This is a genomic window from Ekhidna algicida (assembly GCF_051379705.1).
Taxonomy (GTDB): Bacteria; Bacteroidota; Bacteroidia; order Cytophagales; family Cyclobacteriaceae; genus Ekhidna.
In genome coordinates, this window is record NZ_CP179868.1 from 2,489,384 (window position 1) to 2,505,983 (window position 16,600).

At 39.4% G+C, this 16,600-nt stretch carries 14 protein-coding genes; 4 read left to right on the forward strand and 10 right to left on the reverse strand.

Annotation, left to right across the window (positions count from 1 at the left end; genetic code table 11):
• Positions 1-39 precede the first annotated feature (39 nt).
• Both ACL8WY_RS10885 and ACL8WY_RS10890 read left to right on the forward strand, forming a co-directional pair.
• On the forward strand, positions 40-1,248 hold the full coding sequence (locus tag ACL8WY_RS10885; RefSeq protein ID WP_436514759.1) for a bifunctional alpha/beta hydrolase/OsmC family protein: 1,209 nt from the start codon (positions 40-42) through the stop codon (positions 1,246-1,248).
• Positions 1,241-2,131 carry a glycosyltransferase family 2 protein gene (locus ACL8WY_RS10890; RefSeq protein WP_436514760.1) on the forward strand — a complete coding sequence of 297 codons (891 nt, stop codon included), beginning with the start codon at positions 1,241-1,243 and terminating at the stop codon, positions 2,129-2,131. The genes ACL8WY_RS10885 and ACL8WY_RS10890 overlap by 8 nt, the downstream gene beginning before the upstream one ends.
• On the opposite strand, the gene ACL8WY_RS10895 is transcribed toward ACL8WY_RS10890, so the two are convergent.
• Positions 2,098-2,889 (reverse strand): hypothetical protein, encoded by a 792-nt coding sequence (locus ACL8WY_RS10895; RefSeq protein WP_436514761.1) that lies wholly within the window; start codon positions 2,887-2,889, stop codon positions 2,098-2,100. The genes ACL8WY_RS10890 and ACL8WY_RS10895 overlap by 34 nt on opposite strands.
• Before the next feature lie 125 nt (positions 2,890-3,014).
• On the opposite strand from ACL8WY_RS10895, the gene ACL8WY_RS10900 reads away from it, so the two are divergent.
• The gene (locus ACL8WY_RS10900; protein ID WP_436514763.1) at positions 3,015-3,995 is read left to right on the forward strand and encodes a glycosyltransferase family 2 protein; all 981 of its coding nucleotides are present in this window, start codon (positions 3,015-3,017) and stop codon (positions 3,993-3,995) included.
• 74 nt (positions 3,996-4,069) lie between these two features.
• Here ACL8WY_RS10900 and ACL8WY_RS10905 read toward each other — a convergent pair whose 3' ends face one another.
• From ACL8WY_RS10905 to ACL8WY_RS10930, 6 genes are all read right to left on the reverse strand, one after another.
• Positions 4,070-4,378 (reverse strand): hypothetical protein, encoded by a 309-nt coding sequence (locus ACL8WY_RS10905; RefSeq protein WP_436514764.1) that lies wholly within the window; start codon positions 4,376-4,378, stop codon positions 4,070-4,072.
• 47 nt (positions 4,379-4,425) lie between these two features.
• Positions 4,426-5,154 carry a hypothetical protein gene (locus ACL8WY_RS10910; protein WP_436514765.1) on the reverse strand — a complete coding sequence of 243 codons (729 nt, stop codon included), beginning with the start codon at positions 5,152-5,154 and terminating at the stop codon, positions 4,426-4,428.
• Between the two features lie 70 nt (positions 5,155-5,224).
• Positions 5,225-5,953, reverse strand: coding sequence for a DUF1835 domain-containing protein (locus tag ACL8WY_RS10915; RefSeq protein ID WP_436514766.1), 729 nt, complete (start codon positions 5,951-5,953; stop codon positions 5,225-5,227).
• A gap of 3 nt (positions 5,954-5,956) precedes the next feature.
• A complete protein-coding gene (locus ACL8WY_RS10920) occupies positions 5,957-6,589 on the reverse strand; it encodes a lipoprotein signal peptidase (RefSeq protein ID WP_436514767.1) in 633 nt (210 codons plus the stop codon).
• Positions 6,589-9,969 carry an isoleucine--tRNA ligase gene (gene ileS, locus ACL8WY_RS10925; RefSeq protein WP_436514768.1) on the reverse strand — a complete coding sequence of 1,127 codons (3,381 nt, stop codon included), beginning with the start codon at positions 9,967-9,969 and terminating at the stop codon, positions 6,589-6,591. The genes ACL8WY_RS10920 and ileS overlap by 1 nt, the downstream gene beginning before the upstream one ends.
• Before the next feature lie 23 nt (positions 9,970-9,992).
• Positions 9,993-12,377, reverse strand: a complete 2,385-nt coding sequence (locus ACL8WY_RS10930; protein ID WP_436514769.1) for an efflux RND transporter permease subunit — start codon at positions 12,375-12,377, stop codon at positions 9,993-9,995.
• Positions 12,378-12,554: 177 nt separating this feature from the next.
• Here ACL8WY_RS10930 and ACL8WY_RS10935 point away from each other — a divergent pair, with 177 nt between their 5' ends.
• Positions 12,555-12,920, forward strand: coding sequence for a hypothetical protein (locus tag ACL8WY_RS10935; RefSeq protein ID WP_436514770.1), 366 nt, complete (start codon positions 12,555-12,557; stop codon positions 12,918-12,920).
• Here ACL8WY_RS10935 and ACL8WY_RS10940 read toward each other — a convergent pair.
• The 3 genes from ACL8WY_RS10940 to ACL8WY_RS10950 are packed head-to-tail and all read right to left on the reverse strand — an operon-like array spanning position 12,917 to position 16,574.
• On the reverse strand, positions 12,917-14,248 hold the full coding sequence (locus ACL8WY_RS10940) for a deoxyguanosinetriphosphate triphosphohydrolase (RefSeq protein ID WP_436514771.1): 1,332 nt from the start codon (positions 14,246-14,248) through the stop codon (positions 12,917-12,919). The two genes, ACL8WY_RS10935 and ACL8WY_RS10940, sit on opposite strands and share 4 nt — an antisense overlap.
• Positions 14,249-14,257: 9 nt before the next feature.
• Positions 14,258-15,025: a zinc-dependent peptidase gene (locus ACL8WY_RS10945; RefSeq protein ID WP_436514772.1), complete on the reverse strand. Its 768-nt coding sequence runs from the start codon at positions 15,023-15,025 to the stop codon at positions 14,258-14,260.
• A gap of 1 nt (position 15,026) precedes the next feature.
• Positions 15,027-16,574 carry a glycine--tRNA ligase gene (locus ACL8WY_RS10950; RefSeq protein ID WP_436514773.1) on the reverse strand — a complete coding sequence of 516 codons (1,548 nt, stop codon included), beginning with the start codon at positions 16,572-16,574 and terminating at the stop codon, positions 15,027-15,029.
• Positions 16,575-16,600: the final 26 nt, after the last annotated feature.

The following is a 16,600-nucleotide window of genomic DNA, read 5'->3' on the forward strand; positions in this document are numbered from 1 at the left end:
TGTTTCCGTGTTTAAGATAGATCAAAAACACATCAACCCATGAGATTTAAAAAAGTTAGTTTCAAAAATGCAGAAGGACATGAACTTTCTGGTCGATTAGATTTTCCATTGATCGGAAAACCAAAAGCTTACGTACTGTTTGCCCATTGCTTTACATGCTCAAAAAACCTAAAGTCTGTCGACCATATCAGTCAGGCATTTTCTCAACAAGGTATGGCCATTCTTCGATTTGATTTCACTGGCTTAGGTCAAAGTAAGGGTGATTTTGCAGATACTAATTTCTCATCAAATCTTTCGGATTTACATGATGCATATCGGTTTTTGGAAGATAACTATGAAGCACCTCAGATTATGGTTGGCCATTCGTTGGGAGGAGCTGCTGTCTTACACGTTTCCGGAGATCTTGAAAAGGTACGAGCCGTAGCTACAATTGGGGCACCCTCTACGCCGGATCATGTCAGTCACCTACTAGACAATGGGAGAGATGAACTTGAGAAAAAGGGAGAAGCGGAAGTAAATATTGGAGGTAGAACCTTCAAAATGAAGAAGCAATTTTTGGATGATTTAGAAGCAAAAAAAGGGAAAAGTGTAATCAAGAATTTGAATAAATCCTTGTTGGTAATTCACTCACCTCAAGATACCATTGTAGGTATCAATAATGCCCAGGAAATTTATTTGGAAGCTATGCATCCGAAGAGCTTCGTTTCATTGGACGGAGCTGATCACCTTATGACCAAAGAAGGGGATGCCAAATATGCCGGGTCAATCATTGCAAACTGGGCCTCCAGATATATAGAAATAAACAAACAAGAAGAGGCGCCGGAAGGTGAAGTTTGGACACGTATTGGTGATAAAGGCTATACAACTGAGGTAATTGCAGGTAGTCACCTGATGGTTGCTGACGAACCACCAAGTGTGGGAGGAGATGACCAGGGACCCACACCTTATGGTTATTTACTTTCAGGATTAGGCGCTTGCACTGCGATGACACTTAGAATGTACGCGGATTACAAAAAAATTCCTTTGGATGAGGTAGAGGTAAAACTGACACATGACAAAATCCATAAGGTGGATGGTGAGAATAGCGAAAGCTCGAAAGGAAAGATAGATCAGATCAAGCGGAAGATTAAAATCACAGGTGATTTAACTGACGAACAGCGCAAGCGACTCATTGAAATAGCCGATAGATGTCCGGTTCATAAAACCTTGGAAGGGAAGCCGGAGATTTTAACAGAGGAATATGAATAAACTGTCTGTAATTATAATGAGAGATTTGTTTCATGACTTTACTCCAAAAGGCATGGTAGAAGCTTTAGTTAGTCAATCACTAGCTAATGAAAATTTTGAAGTGATAATTCCGCTTACTAATGAATCAGATATTTATGAAACAATAGCAAAAGATCTGGAAAAGTCGAAAATTAAATCTAGACCTATCTATACTGATTTTAGTAGTAGGTCTAAGATGGCTAATTTGGCCATTAAGGAGGCAGAGGGAAGTATAATTTTATTTCTAGCTGAAGATTTCGTTCCTGAAGAACATTTGTTACTTAGTCACTATGAGGCTCATACAATAGATACGAGCTGTGATATTGTCGTGTATGGACCTGCAAGTTTTCCAAAATATATTACAGAAAAATCAGACTTTGCGAAGTGGCTGGATGAAAGTGGCCACCTTCTAGGTGTAAATTTCACCAAAGACATCCCGACTAATTCTTTTTACTTTTATTTTGGAAATTCAAGTATTAAGAAGTCTTTGATAGATGAATTGGGACCTATAAATGAAGAGCTACCATATCCCTGTTTTGATGACTATGAATACGGAGTTCGAATGAAAAAAATGGGCGTCCAAAGCAAGTACGAGCCCCTTGCAAGAGCCGTGCATGATCATGCGCTTGATGAAAAAGAAAGGGCAATGGCTATGTATCAGGCGGGTTATTCATCAGGAATTTTAAACAATACGTTCATGGATGGCGCAAGACACCTAGCTAATCAATTAGTCAAATTTGTTCTGTTCTTTTTAAAGAGGTTGACAGGGAAGAAAGAAAATGTTTGGACGCATCGGCTACACACCAGCTACATAAAAGGCATTATTAATTTCTATTTTTTGAAATATTTCAAAAAAGCTGATTGAAATTGAGCTTCTTTCTTAAGTTTTAAATTAGCCATTGAAGCTACTCTATACTGCTGAATCTTATTGATTAATCTATCAAAAGGAGAATGAGTATTGGAGGCATAAAAATTTCTATTACCATGATGAGTTTCCAGCAAACTCTTGAATTTAACAACTACCTGTTCGTACAGAAATAAATCCAAAGTATTTCGCTTGTTTATTTCTCGTATTATATCCTTCGAGATTGTGTGCTCTGATTTAGGCTTCTGATTCAGAATTTGATATGTAAATGGCTTCCAGTTTAATTGGACGCTGGCGATAGCTAGAAAATCTTCAAATTGATCTGTCGTACCGCATAAATCAATTTTAGTTGTAACAAGTTTGACAATTTCTTTTTTTGCCAAGTCATGATTTTTTAAAATTTCCAGATCGTTAAAGAATAAGCTCCGTACTTGAGGATTTGGATAATAATCAGATTCACTTCGAACAAAATCATTGAGACTGACATATGAACTAATTTCTTTATTAGATGGAGAATTAGATTTGTTTCTTAAATGATGAAAATACAAAGAGGGGACTTGCTCATGAGGTTTTCTCACTAGTAACATCTTTTTAAAACTTGGACCTAGTTCGTCTACCAATGGGCTGATTTGGTGGCCAGAAATCGCTTGGAATATTGCTCTTTTTTTTGGAGGAATCTGGCGGAAAATATCTATAGGATTTAAAGATGAATTTGATTGTTTAAGGATAATATCATTCCTTAGCCATAAGAATTTCATTTTATAGATGTGGTTAAGTATGAAATTTATTGTTGTTCCCCCTGTCTTTGGAACATGCAAAAAGATTACCGAATTGACACCCATTAAGGAAAACACTTTTGTCTCATAAAGATAACATAACGGTCGTGATCTTAACCTATGGAGGTAGAGAGTTCATATTTGAGGTTTTAGACTATTTGAATGGCCTAAAGGAAGTTATGGATATCGTTGTAGTCTCGAATGGACAAATTTTTAGAACTACTAAAGATTTAAACCCAAATCTTCACATAATAAACACCCCTAAAAATATAGGATCAGCGGCTGGATACTCTATAGGGCTAGACAAAGCCAAGGAAATTAAAAATAAGTTCACTTGGCTGCTAGATGATGATAATTTGCCTGAAAAAGATGCCTTATATCAACTATTGAAAGTTTGGTATGATAACAATTTTTGCTCGAAAACACATCCTGTTGCTCTACAATGTTTTAGAACATCTCAATTTGCATATAAAAATCTCTTCGGCAGCCAAGAATTGAACTTGCTCCCACGTAAAAACGCTTTTATGTGTTTTCACTTCAAAAGAATTTTGAGAATATTTTTTAATAGAATTAATCCTCCTTTGTATTCAAAACAATTTAAGAAAAAAATTCTTTATCCAAGCAATGCTGCTTTTTATGGAGGCTTATTTGTGAAAACTAAAACGTTATTTGCTATACCACCTCCAGAGTCAAAATATTTCATGTATATTGATGATATTGAATTCACCAATAATATTAAAAGGATGGGGGGTGAAATTTTTGTTGTCACCAATAGTGTGATTAATGATCTTGACTACTCTCTGGATTTGGACTCCAAAAGAAAGTTTCTGTATCATCCAATTCTAGATTTTTCAACGAACCTAAAGGCTTTCCACTTTTCAAAAAATATTTATTATTTCACAATTTCACGTCTGGTGACTAACCGTATTGTATATGAAATAAACAAAGTTATTTTCATGGCCATTATTCGAACCTTTACAATAATCAGAAAAAAGAAATATCGATTTCGTGTATTCTTAGCGGGATTGAGGTCAGGGGCAGAGTTGTTTGAAAGTGTAAAGCCAAATAGTATTAGCGAATTAAATTGAATTATTTATTGACGGATTCTGTATTCTACTGCATGTAGAACCCTACTAACCCATCAAGTTTTTATTTTCGATACTTATAGATCGTCTTCCTCATCATCTGAGTGACGATCTTCATATTCCTCCTTCACCTCGTCACGAAGGTTGCCATCATCATCATAATCGTCATCGTCTGCGATAAGATTAGTCGCTTCTTCACGCGTCATTTTCACCAGATAGTACTTTTCTTCTGTTTCAAAAGGTAGTCCACTTTGATAAATGCCATCTTTATTCACAAACTTGATAAGGTAATCTTCAAACCCTTCAGGGTAAGCTAGTTTTATTTGCTCTTGAATTTCCTGATCCAGTGCTTCAAATGCTTTTAAAACCCGTGGTTTATTGTTCATTGGACTAATGTAAAATAGGATTTTGAAAAATCACATAGTAGGGATTACTAAATCTGCTCCGCATTGAGTTTAAGCAGTACGCTTTCATATCTTTCAAGTAACTGATTTTCCATTGAAAACATATCTTCTAAAGCAGATTGTATTTGCCCGGAATCACTGTATAAGATTTTAAGCGCCATGTCTGTTGTGCTTTTATAGTCTTCAAACTGAGAGTTTATTCTTCCCAGTATGCTGATCAAATCATAATCCAATTCAATTAACGTATTTGTGGCCTGGGCAATTTGCCAGGAGTTATTACTGATTTCTGCGGATCGTAACACGATATTCCCTGCTCCATAGACAAATAAGCTATCATTTTTGATAACTATTGTGCTCAAAGCATCGCCCATTCTGAGGTATCTCGATTCATTATCTCGGATAATTTCTATAGGATCCACATAGTTGGAAGATGAGGAGTAGACTTGACTCCTCACGAAAGATGATAGTTCTTTATCAATGTGTGGATTGAATGGGAGTACGGAAAGCGGTGTACTAATCATTGTGTGTTCTCCATTTCTTATGTTGGTTAAGAGACTATCATGGTAGCTAATTACCTTCTTCAATTTCTCAATGTTTTTTTCAGTCTCACTTTTCAAAGAAATTTTAACTCGCTCGACCAACTGATCTTTTTTTACTTGTAGACGCCACTCTGAAAGAGCTAGGGCAAGTGAGACGGTGAAAACAATTAAGACAGCCTCTATCGCAAGGTGCCTCAAATTAAGTTTGGGCTTATCCATATTTTAGATTTCAATCGACTTAAATGTAAACCATTGTCCATGATACGGACAAATCAGAGAGCGGATAGCCTTATTGGTTGATCACCTTATCAAAGATTCTTTTGATCTGTAAATCTCCAAAACCAAAAATGGGTGCCCTTTTGCAGAATTCACGAAATACAACTCCAAAATCCTGTGTAGATTTTTCCTTAATAATATCACGAATGATCTGCTCTGGCACGCTTGGCTTTTCGCCATTTGGAAGCCTATCGAAGTGTGCACTTATTGCTTCCATGACAAATGGAAAATCTGTGTGCATCTGCACTCCAAGTTTAAGAAGTCTTTCGATATGATTGTTTCGGTAAGCAAACCATAGCAATGCAAATTGATTAACGTTTACCTGGGTTAAATTTTGTCTGTTATTATAAGTAGAAACTAACTGATCTTGTGATAATCCTCCAAAACCATATCTAAGAGAATCTTTCGGCATCACCAGGAATACCTTTACCCTCTTCAGATACAGGAGGCTGCAGATAAACCACAAATTGACCTGACAAAAGAGATCCTCTTCAAACCAAAGGTTAACCTCTCCTTCAGTAATTGAATTGATCGCTTTAATCTCGTTGGCAGCTTTATCGTAATTTTCACCAAAAGAGTCGTTGATAAACTCCGCTCTCAGCTCAATAAGCTCATCTAAAGTTTTTGCATCAACCGGACCATCGACCAGGCATTCTCTGGCAACTCGTACTTCTCCCAGAATAAGATCTTTTGGAAATTGCTCCTTGAGTGCGTCACCGTTGAGAATGTGGATTTGGTTCAAGGTTTATTCATTTAAGTTTTGCTCCACTTCAGTGTTGACCACCGTTTCAGTTTCTTCTTTTTTAAAGTAGCGCTTTTGAAAAACGATAATGAAACAGATGGCAGTAAATATTGCCGCGTCGGCAATGTTAAATACAGGCCAAAGGGCCATATAATCACCGCCCAGTAGAGGAAGCCAGTTGGGCAAATAACCCTCCCAAATATCGATGTAAAACATGTCAATCACCTGACCATGAAACCAACGGCTGGGTGCATCATATGGCGCATTATCAAACCATACTCCATAAAAAATAGAGTCTACCAAGTTTCCGATTGCTCCGCCTAGAATCAATGCGATACAGATGATCAAACCTTTGTTAGCTTCCTTGGTAATAAGTGAATAGAGATAGTATCCAATGGCAATCATGGCTCCTATCCTAAATACTGTCAGAATAAGTTTGCCGTACTCGAAATCCAGCTTCATGCCGAACGCCATCCCGGGGTTGGTCAAATAGTGGAGTTTGAACCATGAGCCGAAGATCATGATCTGACCTTTGCTGCCCATGTCCATGTTGTAGTATACTACCATCTTTACTACCTGGTCCAAAATGATCACCAAAACGCTGATCAGGAAATATTTAAGGACTTGATTCTTCATCAATTTGCTACTTCTATTTGTACGTTTATTCCAATTCCATCAATGTCAAATTGCTCTCCGGCACTCGAGTCTTGTGCTTCCAGAGAAACAGCCTGAGTCTCAGTTTTTATATAATCAGCAAAATCGGCTAGCGCGTTGCTCATCATGTCATCTGAGGTGGCATATTTCACGGCAATTTTATCCTGAACTTCCAGGCCTTTATCTTTTCTTAGGTTTTGAATACGATTCACAACATCCCGGCTCAGTCCTTCTTTCTTCAGCTCATCGGTAATCGTGATGTCAAGTGCCACAGTCAGGCCGCCTTCAGAAGCAACTAACCATCCTGGAATATCCTGTGAGGTAATCTCTACATCTTCCAATGTTAGATCGATGGATTCCCCATCTACATCGATTGTAAATGAATTATCTCTTTCAATGGTTGCAATATCATCTTTGCCAAAGGCATTTATGATGGCTGATATGGCTTTCATTTTAGGGCCATGGGCTTGACCTAATTTTCTGAAATTAGGTTTAATGGTTTTCACCAAAATACCAGACGCATCATCCACGTATTCAACCTCTTTAACATTGATCTCTGTTTTTATCAATTCTTCAACAGCCTCAATTCGCTTCCTTACTTCTGGCTTAAGTATGGGAATTAATACCTTCTGAAGCGGCTGTCTCACTTTGATCTTTTCTTTCTTTCGCAACGAATGCACCAACGAAGAAATGTTTTGAGCAAAGTGCATACTTTCTGTCAATTCATGATCCACCTTGCTTTCGTCGTATTTTGTTAGGTGACTCAAATGCACCGACTCATATTTCAGAGGTGTATCATTCTTTACTGCTGATTCCCGAATTGCATCCGTCAGGTTTTTGTATAGCCATTCTGAGTAAAACGGCGCTATCGGGCTCATAAGTTGAGCAGAAACCATCAGGCATTCATAGAGTGTTTCATAAGCTGCTTTCTTATCGTCATTCAACTCACTTCTCCAAAACCGTTTACGTGACAATCGTACGTACCAGTTAGACAATTGGTCATTGACAAAATCCTGTATTGCTCTTGCGGCTTTGGTTGGCTCATAGTCTTCATAATATGAGGTGACGTTTCTTATGAGAATCTGTAGCTCGGACAGAATCCATCGGTCAAACCTCGGACGATCCGAAACAGGAGTCACATTCATTTCATCCATCTGGAAGCCATCCAAATTCGCATATAGCGCAAAGAATGAATAGGTATTGGTGAGAGTTCCAAAGAATTTGCGTTGAACTTCTGCCACGCCTTCCAAATCAAACTTTAGGTTATCCCAAGGATTGGCATTGGCTATCATGTACCAGCGGGTAGGATCCGCACCATATTGATCCAGTGTCTCAAATGGATTGATGGCATTGCCCAGTCGCTTGGACATTTTATTGCCATTCTTATCCAGTACGAGACCATTGGCAATTACATTTTTGTAAGCCACGCTATCATTGAGCAGTACAGCGATCGCATGAAGTGTAAAGAACCAACCACGTGTTTGATCTACACCTTCGGCAATAAAGTCCGCAGGATAGTTAGACTTATATGTGTCTTCGTTTTCGAATGGATAGTGCCATTGTGCGTACGGCATAGCACCTGAATCAAACCAAACATCAATAAGGTCTGACTCACGCATCATTTTTTGTCCGGAATCACTTACAAGGATTACATCGTCTACATAAGGTCTGTGAAGATCAAAGTCATCAGGCAAATCCGCACTCATAAAGCCTGCCTCAGCAGCTTTGTGAACTTCTTGTTGAAGCTCTTCAATGCTACCGATACACTTCATTTCCGTGCGATCTTCTGTCACCCAAATAGGTAAAGGTGTTCCCCAAAATCTGGATCGGCTCAAGTTCCAATCCACAAGGTTTTCCAGCCAGTTTCCAAAACGTCCGGTTCCTGTAGATTCAGGCTTCCAGTTGATGGTTTTGTTGAGGTCTACCAGACGATCCTTTAATGCTGTGGTTTTAATAAACCAGGAATCTAATGGGTAGTATAGTATCGGCTTGTCAGTTCTCCAGCAATGAGGATAGGAGTGAACGTACTTTTCTACTTTAAACGCTTTATTATCCTCTTTTAATTTTATGGCGATAAGAACATCAGTCGGTTTGAATTCTGGATTGCTCCTTTCCTCATCACTGTAGTATTCTTCCTTGACAAATTTCCCGGCAAAATCGGTTACTTCTTCAACGAAACGTCCTTGCTTATCAACTAAAGGAACATCCTGCCCCTTTTCGTCTTTGATCATGACAGATGGAACGCCAGCTTGCTGAGTTACTCTAAAGTCATCTGCACCAAAAACTGATGCGGTGTGTACAACACCTGTACCGTCTTCAGTAGAGACGAAATCACCCGGGATTACTCTGAAGGCTTTTTCTTCTAACTCATCATTGGTGACGTATGACATCAATTGCTCATACTTGACCTCTAGAATATCAGATCCCTTAAATTCCTGAACGATCTCAAATGGAATTAATTTGTCACCTTGCTTATAATCTTCGAGCGAAAGATTCTTTGCTTTTTCTGAAAAGAATTTGCCTACAAGGTCTTTTGCAAGGATAACCGATACAGGCTCATGAGAATATTGGTTAAACGAGCACACCTTTACGTAGGTGATTTTTTCACCGACAGCCAATGCACAGTTGGATGGCAAGGTCCATGGTGTGGTTGTCCAAGCGATTATTCTGACATCTTCAGTATCATTTTCAAAAAGAAATGAAGAACGATCATTCTTTTTCACTTTGAACTGAGCAATCACTGAAGTATCCTTCACGTCTCTATACGTGCCCGGCTGATTCAACTCATGTGAGCTAAGGCCTGTGCCTGCTGCTGGAGAATAAGGTTGAACAGTGTAGCCTTTATACAATAGGTCTTTGTCGTAAAGTCGCTTTAGCAAATTCCAAACAGACTCAATGTATTCTTTCTCAAAAGTGACATATGGATTGTCAAGATCTACCCAGTAGCCCATTTGGCGTGTCAGGTCATCCCATTGACTTTTGAATTTCATCACCGCGGCGCGGCATTTGGCATTGTAATCTTCTACAGAGATTTTTTTTCCGATATCATCCTTGGTAATTCCAAGCTCTTTTTCAACCTGAAGCTCTACAGGCAGGCCATGCGTATCCCACCCACCTTTTCTTTTCACTTGATAGCCTTGAAGGGTTTTGTATCGGCAGAAAATGTCTTTAACCGTACGAGCCATCACGTGATGGATGCCAGGTGTGCCATTGGCAGAGGGTGGGCCTTCGTAGAACGTGAAGGTATCCTTGCCTTCACGGGTACTTACCGATTGATCGAAAATGCTTTTTTCTTCCCAAAACTTCAGGATGCTTTTCGCAATTTCCGAATAGCTGACTTTTTTATATTCAGGATATTTCACTGTCCGTAAAAATTCTTATTGTTCTACTTTTTCTTCTTTTTCGGTTTCTTATCATTGTCAATACCCTCGGCGAGTTCAGGTATGTCTTCTATAAGCGCATGTTTGGATTTGTCACGCTTTCCGCTATCAAATTGTAGTATTAATGCAGGTAACACCACTACGTTGGTAATCATTGCAAAAAATAAAGTGATAGAGGTGAGTTTTCCGAGTGCGATGGTTCCTCCAAACTCTGAAAGCACGAAAATGATAAAACCAAAGAACAGGATGATTGAGGTATAGATCATACTTGATCCTGTTTCTCGAATACTCTTGCTAATGGCTTTTGAGACATCAAACCTCTTGGCAAAAAGCTCTTGGCGATATTTTGCAAGGAAGTGGATGGAGTCGTCCACTGAAATCCCAAAAACGATACTGAATATCAATGCAGTACTTGGCTTGAGTGGAATTCCAAAGAATCCCATAATTCCGGCTGTGATTAGTAATGGAATAATGTTAGGGATAATCGAGATGATGATCATCTTCAAGTTTCTAAATAGGAGCGCCATGATGAACGCGATGATGACAAATGCGATCAACATAGATGTAAGAAGATTCTCAATGAGGAATTTATTTCCTTTTATAAACATCAAGGTGGTCCCTGTTACATTAACATCCATTTTAGAATCCATGAAAATGGAATCTATTTGAGGAGCGATCACACCGTTCACCAAGGAATCGAGTTTATTGGATCCAATATCTGCAATCTTTAGGGATACTCTCACGTATTGGCCTGTTGAGTCAATAAATGACTGAGACAAGTCTTCAGTTTCTCCTTCGCTTAGGTAACGCATAATGAATGCCATATCGCGATTTGTTGGAAGAGAATAAAATCCTTCACGTTGATTATAATATGCTTGTCTGGCTGCTTTGGCAAAACTGACCACAGATATTGGCTGAGAAATACCATCAATTGAAGAGATGAAGTCTTCAAACTCGTTGATCTTCCTGAGGTTCCTTAGATTTTGAACGCCTTTTTTGTTACCTGTGTCTATAATTATCTCAAGAGGCATAATTCCACTAAAGTTCTGTTCGAAAAATCTCAGATCCTTCTTTAAAGGACTCTTTTCAGGAATATCATCTACCATGAATGAAACAGCCTTGATCTTAAACAGCCCTACAGCTGAAACGGCAACCACGGCGATAGTGAGGATGAATATCAACGGCCGCATTTTATGAACGGCAATGTCAATCTTCTTGATCACCCAATCCAGCATCTTAAACTTGAGGTGCTTGAGGTGCTTTTGGGAAGGTGGCTTATAAAGCGAGAAAACACTTGGAATCAGGATGATACTCACAATGAAAGTGGCCATAATGTTGATACCTGCCACTATACCAAACTCTACCAACACGTTGATTTGAGTGGTTGCGAGAACAAAGAACCCGACAGCAGTTGTCAGATTTGTGATGAAGGTAACAACACCAATTTTCCTGATGATTCGCCTCAAAGCTTTCATTTGGTCACCATGCTCGCTGAATTCATGGTGGTACCTATTGAGCATGTAAACACTATTCGGAATACCGATTACAACAATGATTGGTGGGATGAGGCCGGTAAGCAAGGTGATTTTATATCCTAGTAATGCAAGTGTTCCCATTACCCAGATCACAACTACTCCAATGATTATGAGAGGGAAAAATACTGCTTTAAAAGATCTGAAAAAGAGGAAAAGAATGATCCCGGTAACAATCAGAGACAGTACCAAAAACATGTTGAGCTCGGCTTTCACCTTACTTGTAGTAATGGATCTTGAATAAGGAAGTCCGGCGAAATGAACATCGATTCCGGATGCTTCTTCAAACTGTTTTCCTCGATCAATGATATAGCTGACCAGCTGATCACGATTTTTTGAATTAAGTATGTCCTTTTGAATAGTGATTAGCAAGAGTGTTGCTCCATTCGAGTCATTGATGAGTTGACCACTGTAGAATTTCAAGCTTTTTGCTCCAGCAAGGAGACTATCTAATGTTTCCTGATCCTCAGGTATCTCCTCAAAAACAGGCTTTAATTCAAAAGCTCTTTTTTGATTATTCTTTTCCAGTTTTTGAAGATTGGGTAATCCCAACACATTTCGAATACCTTCTTTACTCTCCAGAGCGAAGGTAAGGTCACTAAACTTTTTGAAGTTTTCGAGTTCATATACGCTACTGTCCTGAATCCCAAGCGCCATAATATTACCATCTTCTCCGAAGGTTTGTCTGAACTGGCGGAAATACACCATGTCAGGGTCACTTTCCGGGACAATGTTGGCCAGATCATACGACCATTTTATGTTTTGAGACTGGTATCCCATAAACACAGTCACCAGGGCCAGGATGACCATTAAGGTGACGCGAAAACGGAGGATTGCATGAGCGAGTTTTGACCACATAATAAAATAGTGCGCAAAGGTAATGAGATCAGGCTTAGAGGCAAGATTTTCAAGGGTTTATGAGAGAGTTTGGCTATTGATTGAATGAAATTTTAACATAATTAGAGGCGCTTATGGTTTGAGTAACCTTTTTTTACAATATGTGAGTACATTTATTCTGTAATAATGTTAACAGCTATGCCTAAAATCAGAATCAAATCTGTTCAATGCACCACTCCTGATGAAATCGATAAGGATGAGATGTATCTAAAAAAAGATGGTCATAAAATCTGGCCGAAAGGAGAACTCTATCACAGGGTGGATACCGGAGATGTAGAACACGTAAACATAGATCTGGAGGTGGCTGATGGCTGGAATGAGATTGAAGTCTGGGACTATGATTTTGTGACGTTGAATGATAAGCTCGGTGTTTTCAAATTTAAAGTAGACGACAACCCTGGAAAATATTCAACAACTATGACACTTCTGGAACGAGACAGCACAGCCAGTTATATGCTTTTTTGGGAGATACTTGATCCGGATGGCAAGTCCGTTGATGACTAAACTGGAAGCCGATATCCTTTAATCGTCTTGTATAACCTCACAGCATGTGAATCAGTAAGGCCACTCACAAAGTCTATCACGATTTGTAATGCTTCATAAACCGAACGAACCCCGCTAAGATGAACTTCATATTCTTCAGGCAGTAAGCGTAAAATCGACTTATGCTTTGGTAATGGGCGATCAAATTTTGCGGCATAAACCGAAGTGGCAAACGCTTCAATCAAGTTATCAATCACCTCATATCCACCAGCCTCTTTTTCCAAAACCAATTTCGAACGATAGATTTTATCTATAGACAGCTCGATGATCTTTTTCATAGCTGGAGCGGATGGAATCAATCCGGTCAAGTCATTATCAAAGCTCCCATCTAGCATCGCAGGTTCATTGGCAGTGAAAGCTTCCGAACATTCCTGGATTAATTGCCCAATTGCCATTGCTCGCAATGTTCCCAAACGCTCATTTTGAGATTCAATTTTTTGTACTTTTTCTTCAGAATATGAGTCACCAATGATCTCGGCCAATAGATCTTTTACCAGATCAAACGGCACAAGACCTAACCTACAACCATCTTCTAAATCAATTATATGGTAGCAAATGTCATCTGCTGCTTCTACCAAAAAAGCCAGTGGATGTCTGGACCACTTAGAGGCACCTTGCGGCACCAGTCCCATCTCATTGGCCATCTCGCTAAAAAGCTCCGCGTTGCATTGATAGTAGCCAAATTTCTTTTGACTTTTCCTTTCTTTATCTTTCTCGCAAGAGGAGGATAGCGGATATTTTGTAAACGCTCCAAGAGTCGCGTATGTCAATTTTAATCCACCGTTTCCCTTACTATTCAATATCCGAAGACCTTGGGCGTTGCCCTCGAATGTAGTGAGGTCTTTCCATTCTTCTTCAGAGACTTTTTCCTTAAACAGCTGACCTTGTGGATTGGTAAGAAAGAAGGAGGAAATGCTGTCTTCCCCTGAATGGCCAAATGGCGGATTCCCCAAATCATGTGCGAGGCAAGCGGCACCTACGATACCTCCAAAATCTTGAGTTGTATATCCTTCGTTTTGAAGTTCGGGATATTTTTTCAGCAAATAGCCACCAGCATTTTTCGCTAACGATCGGCCAACTACGGATACTTCCAAACTGTGCGTCAGCCTCGTGTGTACAAAGTCATCCTCCGGAAGAGGAAACACTTGAGTTTTGTCCTGAAGTTTTCTAAATGGATGAGAAAAAATGATACGATCAAAGTCCTGTTCAAACCGACTTCTGGTTTGATCATAGGCCACATTTTTTGTTTCTCCGGGACGTTTGTGTGAAAGTAGTTGAAGCCAGTTCATGATGAAAAATTAGCTGTTTTCCAGCAATACTGGATCTTGTTTTAGAAGTTGGCTGAGCGTTTGATAAGTTTTAGGATGTTTTTCTTTAAACTCAATAGGACGTTCAAAAAAATTTTCTACAGCTACTGCAAAGAATTCCTCATTGTTAACCGAGCCATATTTTCGAAAAAAAGATTCGGTTCCATTGATGATTTCATTCATTGTTTGCCGTGCTTGGATCTCCCATTCTTCGAGTATTTCATGATCCAGAAAATTATACTCCTCGTTCGTTATTCTGTTTTCTAATCGTAATGCATGAGCCATTTCATGCAAGCCAAGATTCCGCCCATCTGGCTTCAAATAACCTTCTAAAAAATATTTCCATGAAAGTACAATTGTTTTGGCTCTGGGATTGACTTCACCTTTATGATGCTGCTGATTTGACCTGCTAAAGAACGTATCTGGATATACCAAAATGTAGCTAAACCAACTTAGGTGAACCTTAGGAAATCCAAATGTAAGTTGCATGGCTGAGGCTGAGATTAACACTTTCATTTCCCAGGTGACATGATCCATGTTTCTTGGAATGAATTTTTTAGAGCTAATGAAAAATGCGACTCTGCGTTCAAATGTTTGTTTCGATTTCAGAGGAAGCTTCTGATAAAAATCAAAGTTATTAGCCAAAAAAGCTTTGTGCTTGGCGCTCAAATAAAACGCTGGATATAAGCTGCCTGTTTGACGATAGCGAACTACCCATCTTGCTATAAAAGGGATTAAAATGATGAGTAGATACTTCAAACTAGATGCTTTTCAACAGATGTTTCATATCTACCTTATCATGTAGCTTTTGAATCAACTCAGATACCGAAACTCTTTCCTGACTCATGCTGTCACGCTCACGAATCGTCACAGTATTGTCCTCCAGCGTTTGATGGTCAATGGTTACACAATAAGGTGTGCCGATCGCATCTTGTCGTCTATACCTTCTTCCGATCGCATCTTTCACATCATATTGAAAAGAAAAATCATAGCGTATTTCGTTGAGGATTTCTTCCGCTTTTTCAGGAAGCCCATCCTTATTCACAAGCGGAAGAATAGCTACTTTATTTGGAGCCAAAGCCGGAGGTATTCTAAGCACGGTTCGCTCACTTCCATCTTCCAATTTTTCTTCCGTATACGCCGCAGACATGATTGCCAGGAACATGCGATCTAGCCCGATGGAGGTTTCCACTACATACGGCACGTAGCTTTCGTTGGTATTTTGATCAAAGAACTGAAGTTTTTTGCCCGAATGTTCTTCATGAGCTTTCAAATCAAAGTCAGTTCTGGAGTGAATCCCCTCCAGTTCTTTGAATCCCATCGGGAAGTTGAATTCAATATCTGCGGCGGCATTTGCGTAGTGAGCGAGATTGAGGTGATCGTGGAATCGGTAGTTTTCCTCACCCAGCCCAAGTGCCTTATGCCAGTTGATTCTTTTTTGTTTCCAATGTTTGTACCACTCCATTTCAGAACCTGGCTGCACAAAGAATTGCATTTCCATTTGTTCAAACTCACGCATGCGGAAGATGAATTGACGTGCAATTATTTCGTTCCGGAAGGCTTTGCCAATTTGTGCAATCCCGAAAGGGGGTTTCATCCGTGCAGTCTTTTGCACATTCAAATAATTAACGAAAATACCCTGTGCGGTTTCAGGGCGTAAATAGATTTTATCCGCACCGTCAGCCAGTGAACCCATCTCCGTAGAAAACATCAAGTTAAACTGGCGAACATCTGTCCAATTCTTGGACCCAGATACAGGATCAGCGATTTCTAGTTCTTCAATCAGCGCCTTCACATCCGCCAGGTTCCCAGTACTTAGTGAATTTCCTAAACGATCTTCAATGGACTTTATCTTCTCTTTGTAGCCAACCACTCGAGGATTAGTTGAGACAAATTGATCTTTATCAAATGAGTCTCCGAAGCGCTTGGCAGCTTTGGCAACTTCTTTATTGATCTTTCCTTCAACTTTGGCAATGTATTCCTCTACCAATACATCTGCACGATATCTTTTCTTAGAGTCTTTATTGTCAATCAATGGATCGTTAAAGGCATCTACATGACCGGATGCTTTCCAGGTAGTTGGATGCATAAAAATCGCAGCATCAATACCTACAATGTTTTCATGCATGCGAACCATCGCCTGCCACCAATATTCTTTGATGTTGTTTTTCAACTCAGATCCATTGGGACCATAATCATAAGTTGCGCCAAGTCCATCATAGATGTCGCTGGAAGGATAAATAAATCCGTATTCCTTACAGTGTGAAACAATGTTTTTTAGTGATCCTCCGTCAGGTGTATTGCTCATAGCCCGCAAAGATATGTTTAGCTCTA

Excerpts from the sequence above, each read along its gene's own strand:
- ACL8WY_RS10920 (WP_436514767.1), bottom strand. The coding sequence starts at position 6,589 with ATGAAGAATCAAGTCCTTAAATATTTCCTGATCAGCGTTTTGGTGATC.
- ACL8WY_RS10885 (WP_436514759.1), top strand. The coding sequence starts at position 40 with ATGAGATTTAAAAAAGTTAGTTTCAAAAATGCAGAAGGACATGAACTT.
- ACL8WY_RS10935 (WP_436514770.1), top strand. The coding sequence starts at position 12,555 with ATGCCTAAAATCAGAATCAAATCTGTTCAATGCACCACTCCTGATGAA.
- ACL8WY_RS10895 (WP_436514761.1), bottom strand. The coding sequence starts at position 2,889 with ATGAAATTCTTATGGCTAAGGAATGATATTATCCTTAAACAATCAAAT.
- ACL8WY_RS10950 (WP_436514773.1), bottom strand. The coding sequence starts at position 16,574 with ATGAGCAATACACCTGACGGAGGATCACTAAAAAACATTGTTTCACAC.
- ACL8WY_RS10905 (WP_436514764.1), bottom strand. The coding sequence starts at position 4,378 with ATGAACAATAAACCACGGGTTTTAAAAGCATTTGAAGCACTGGATCAG.
- ACL8WY_RS10890 (WP_436514760.1), top strand. The coding sequence starts at position 1,241 with ATGAATAAACTGTCTGTAATTATAATGAGAGATTTGTTTCATGACTTT.
- ACL8WY_RS10930 (WP_436514769.1), bottom strand. The coding sequence starts at position 12,377 with ATGTGGTCAAAACTCGCTCATGCAATCCTCCGTTTTCGCGTCACCTTA.
- ACL8WY_RS10940 (WP_436514771.1), bottom strand. The coding sequence starts at position 14,248 with ATGAACTGGCTTCAACTACTTTCACACAAACGTCCCGGAGAAACAAAA.
- ACL8WY_RS10910 (WP_436514765.1), bottom strand. The coding sequence starts at position 5,154 with ATGGATAAGCCCAAACTTAATTTGAGGCACCTTGCGATAGAGGCTGTC.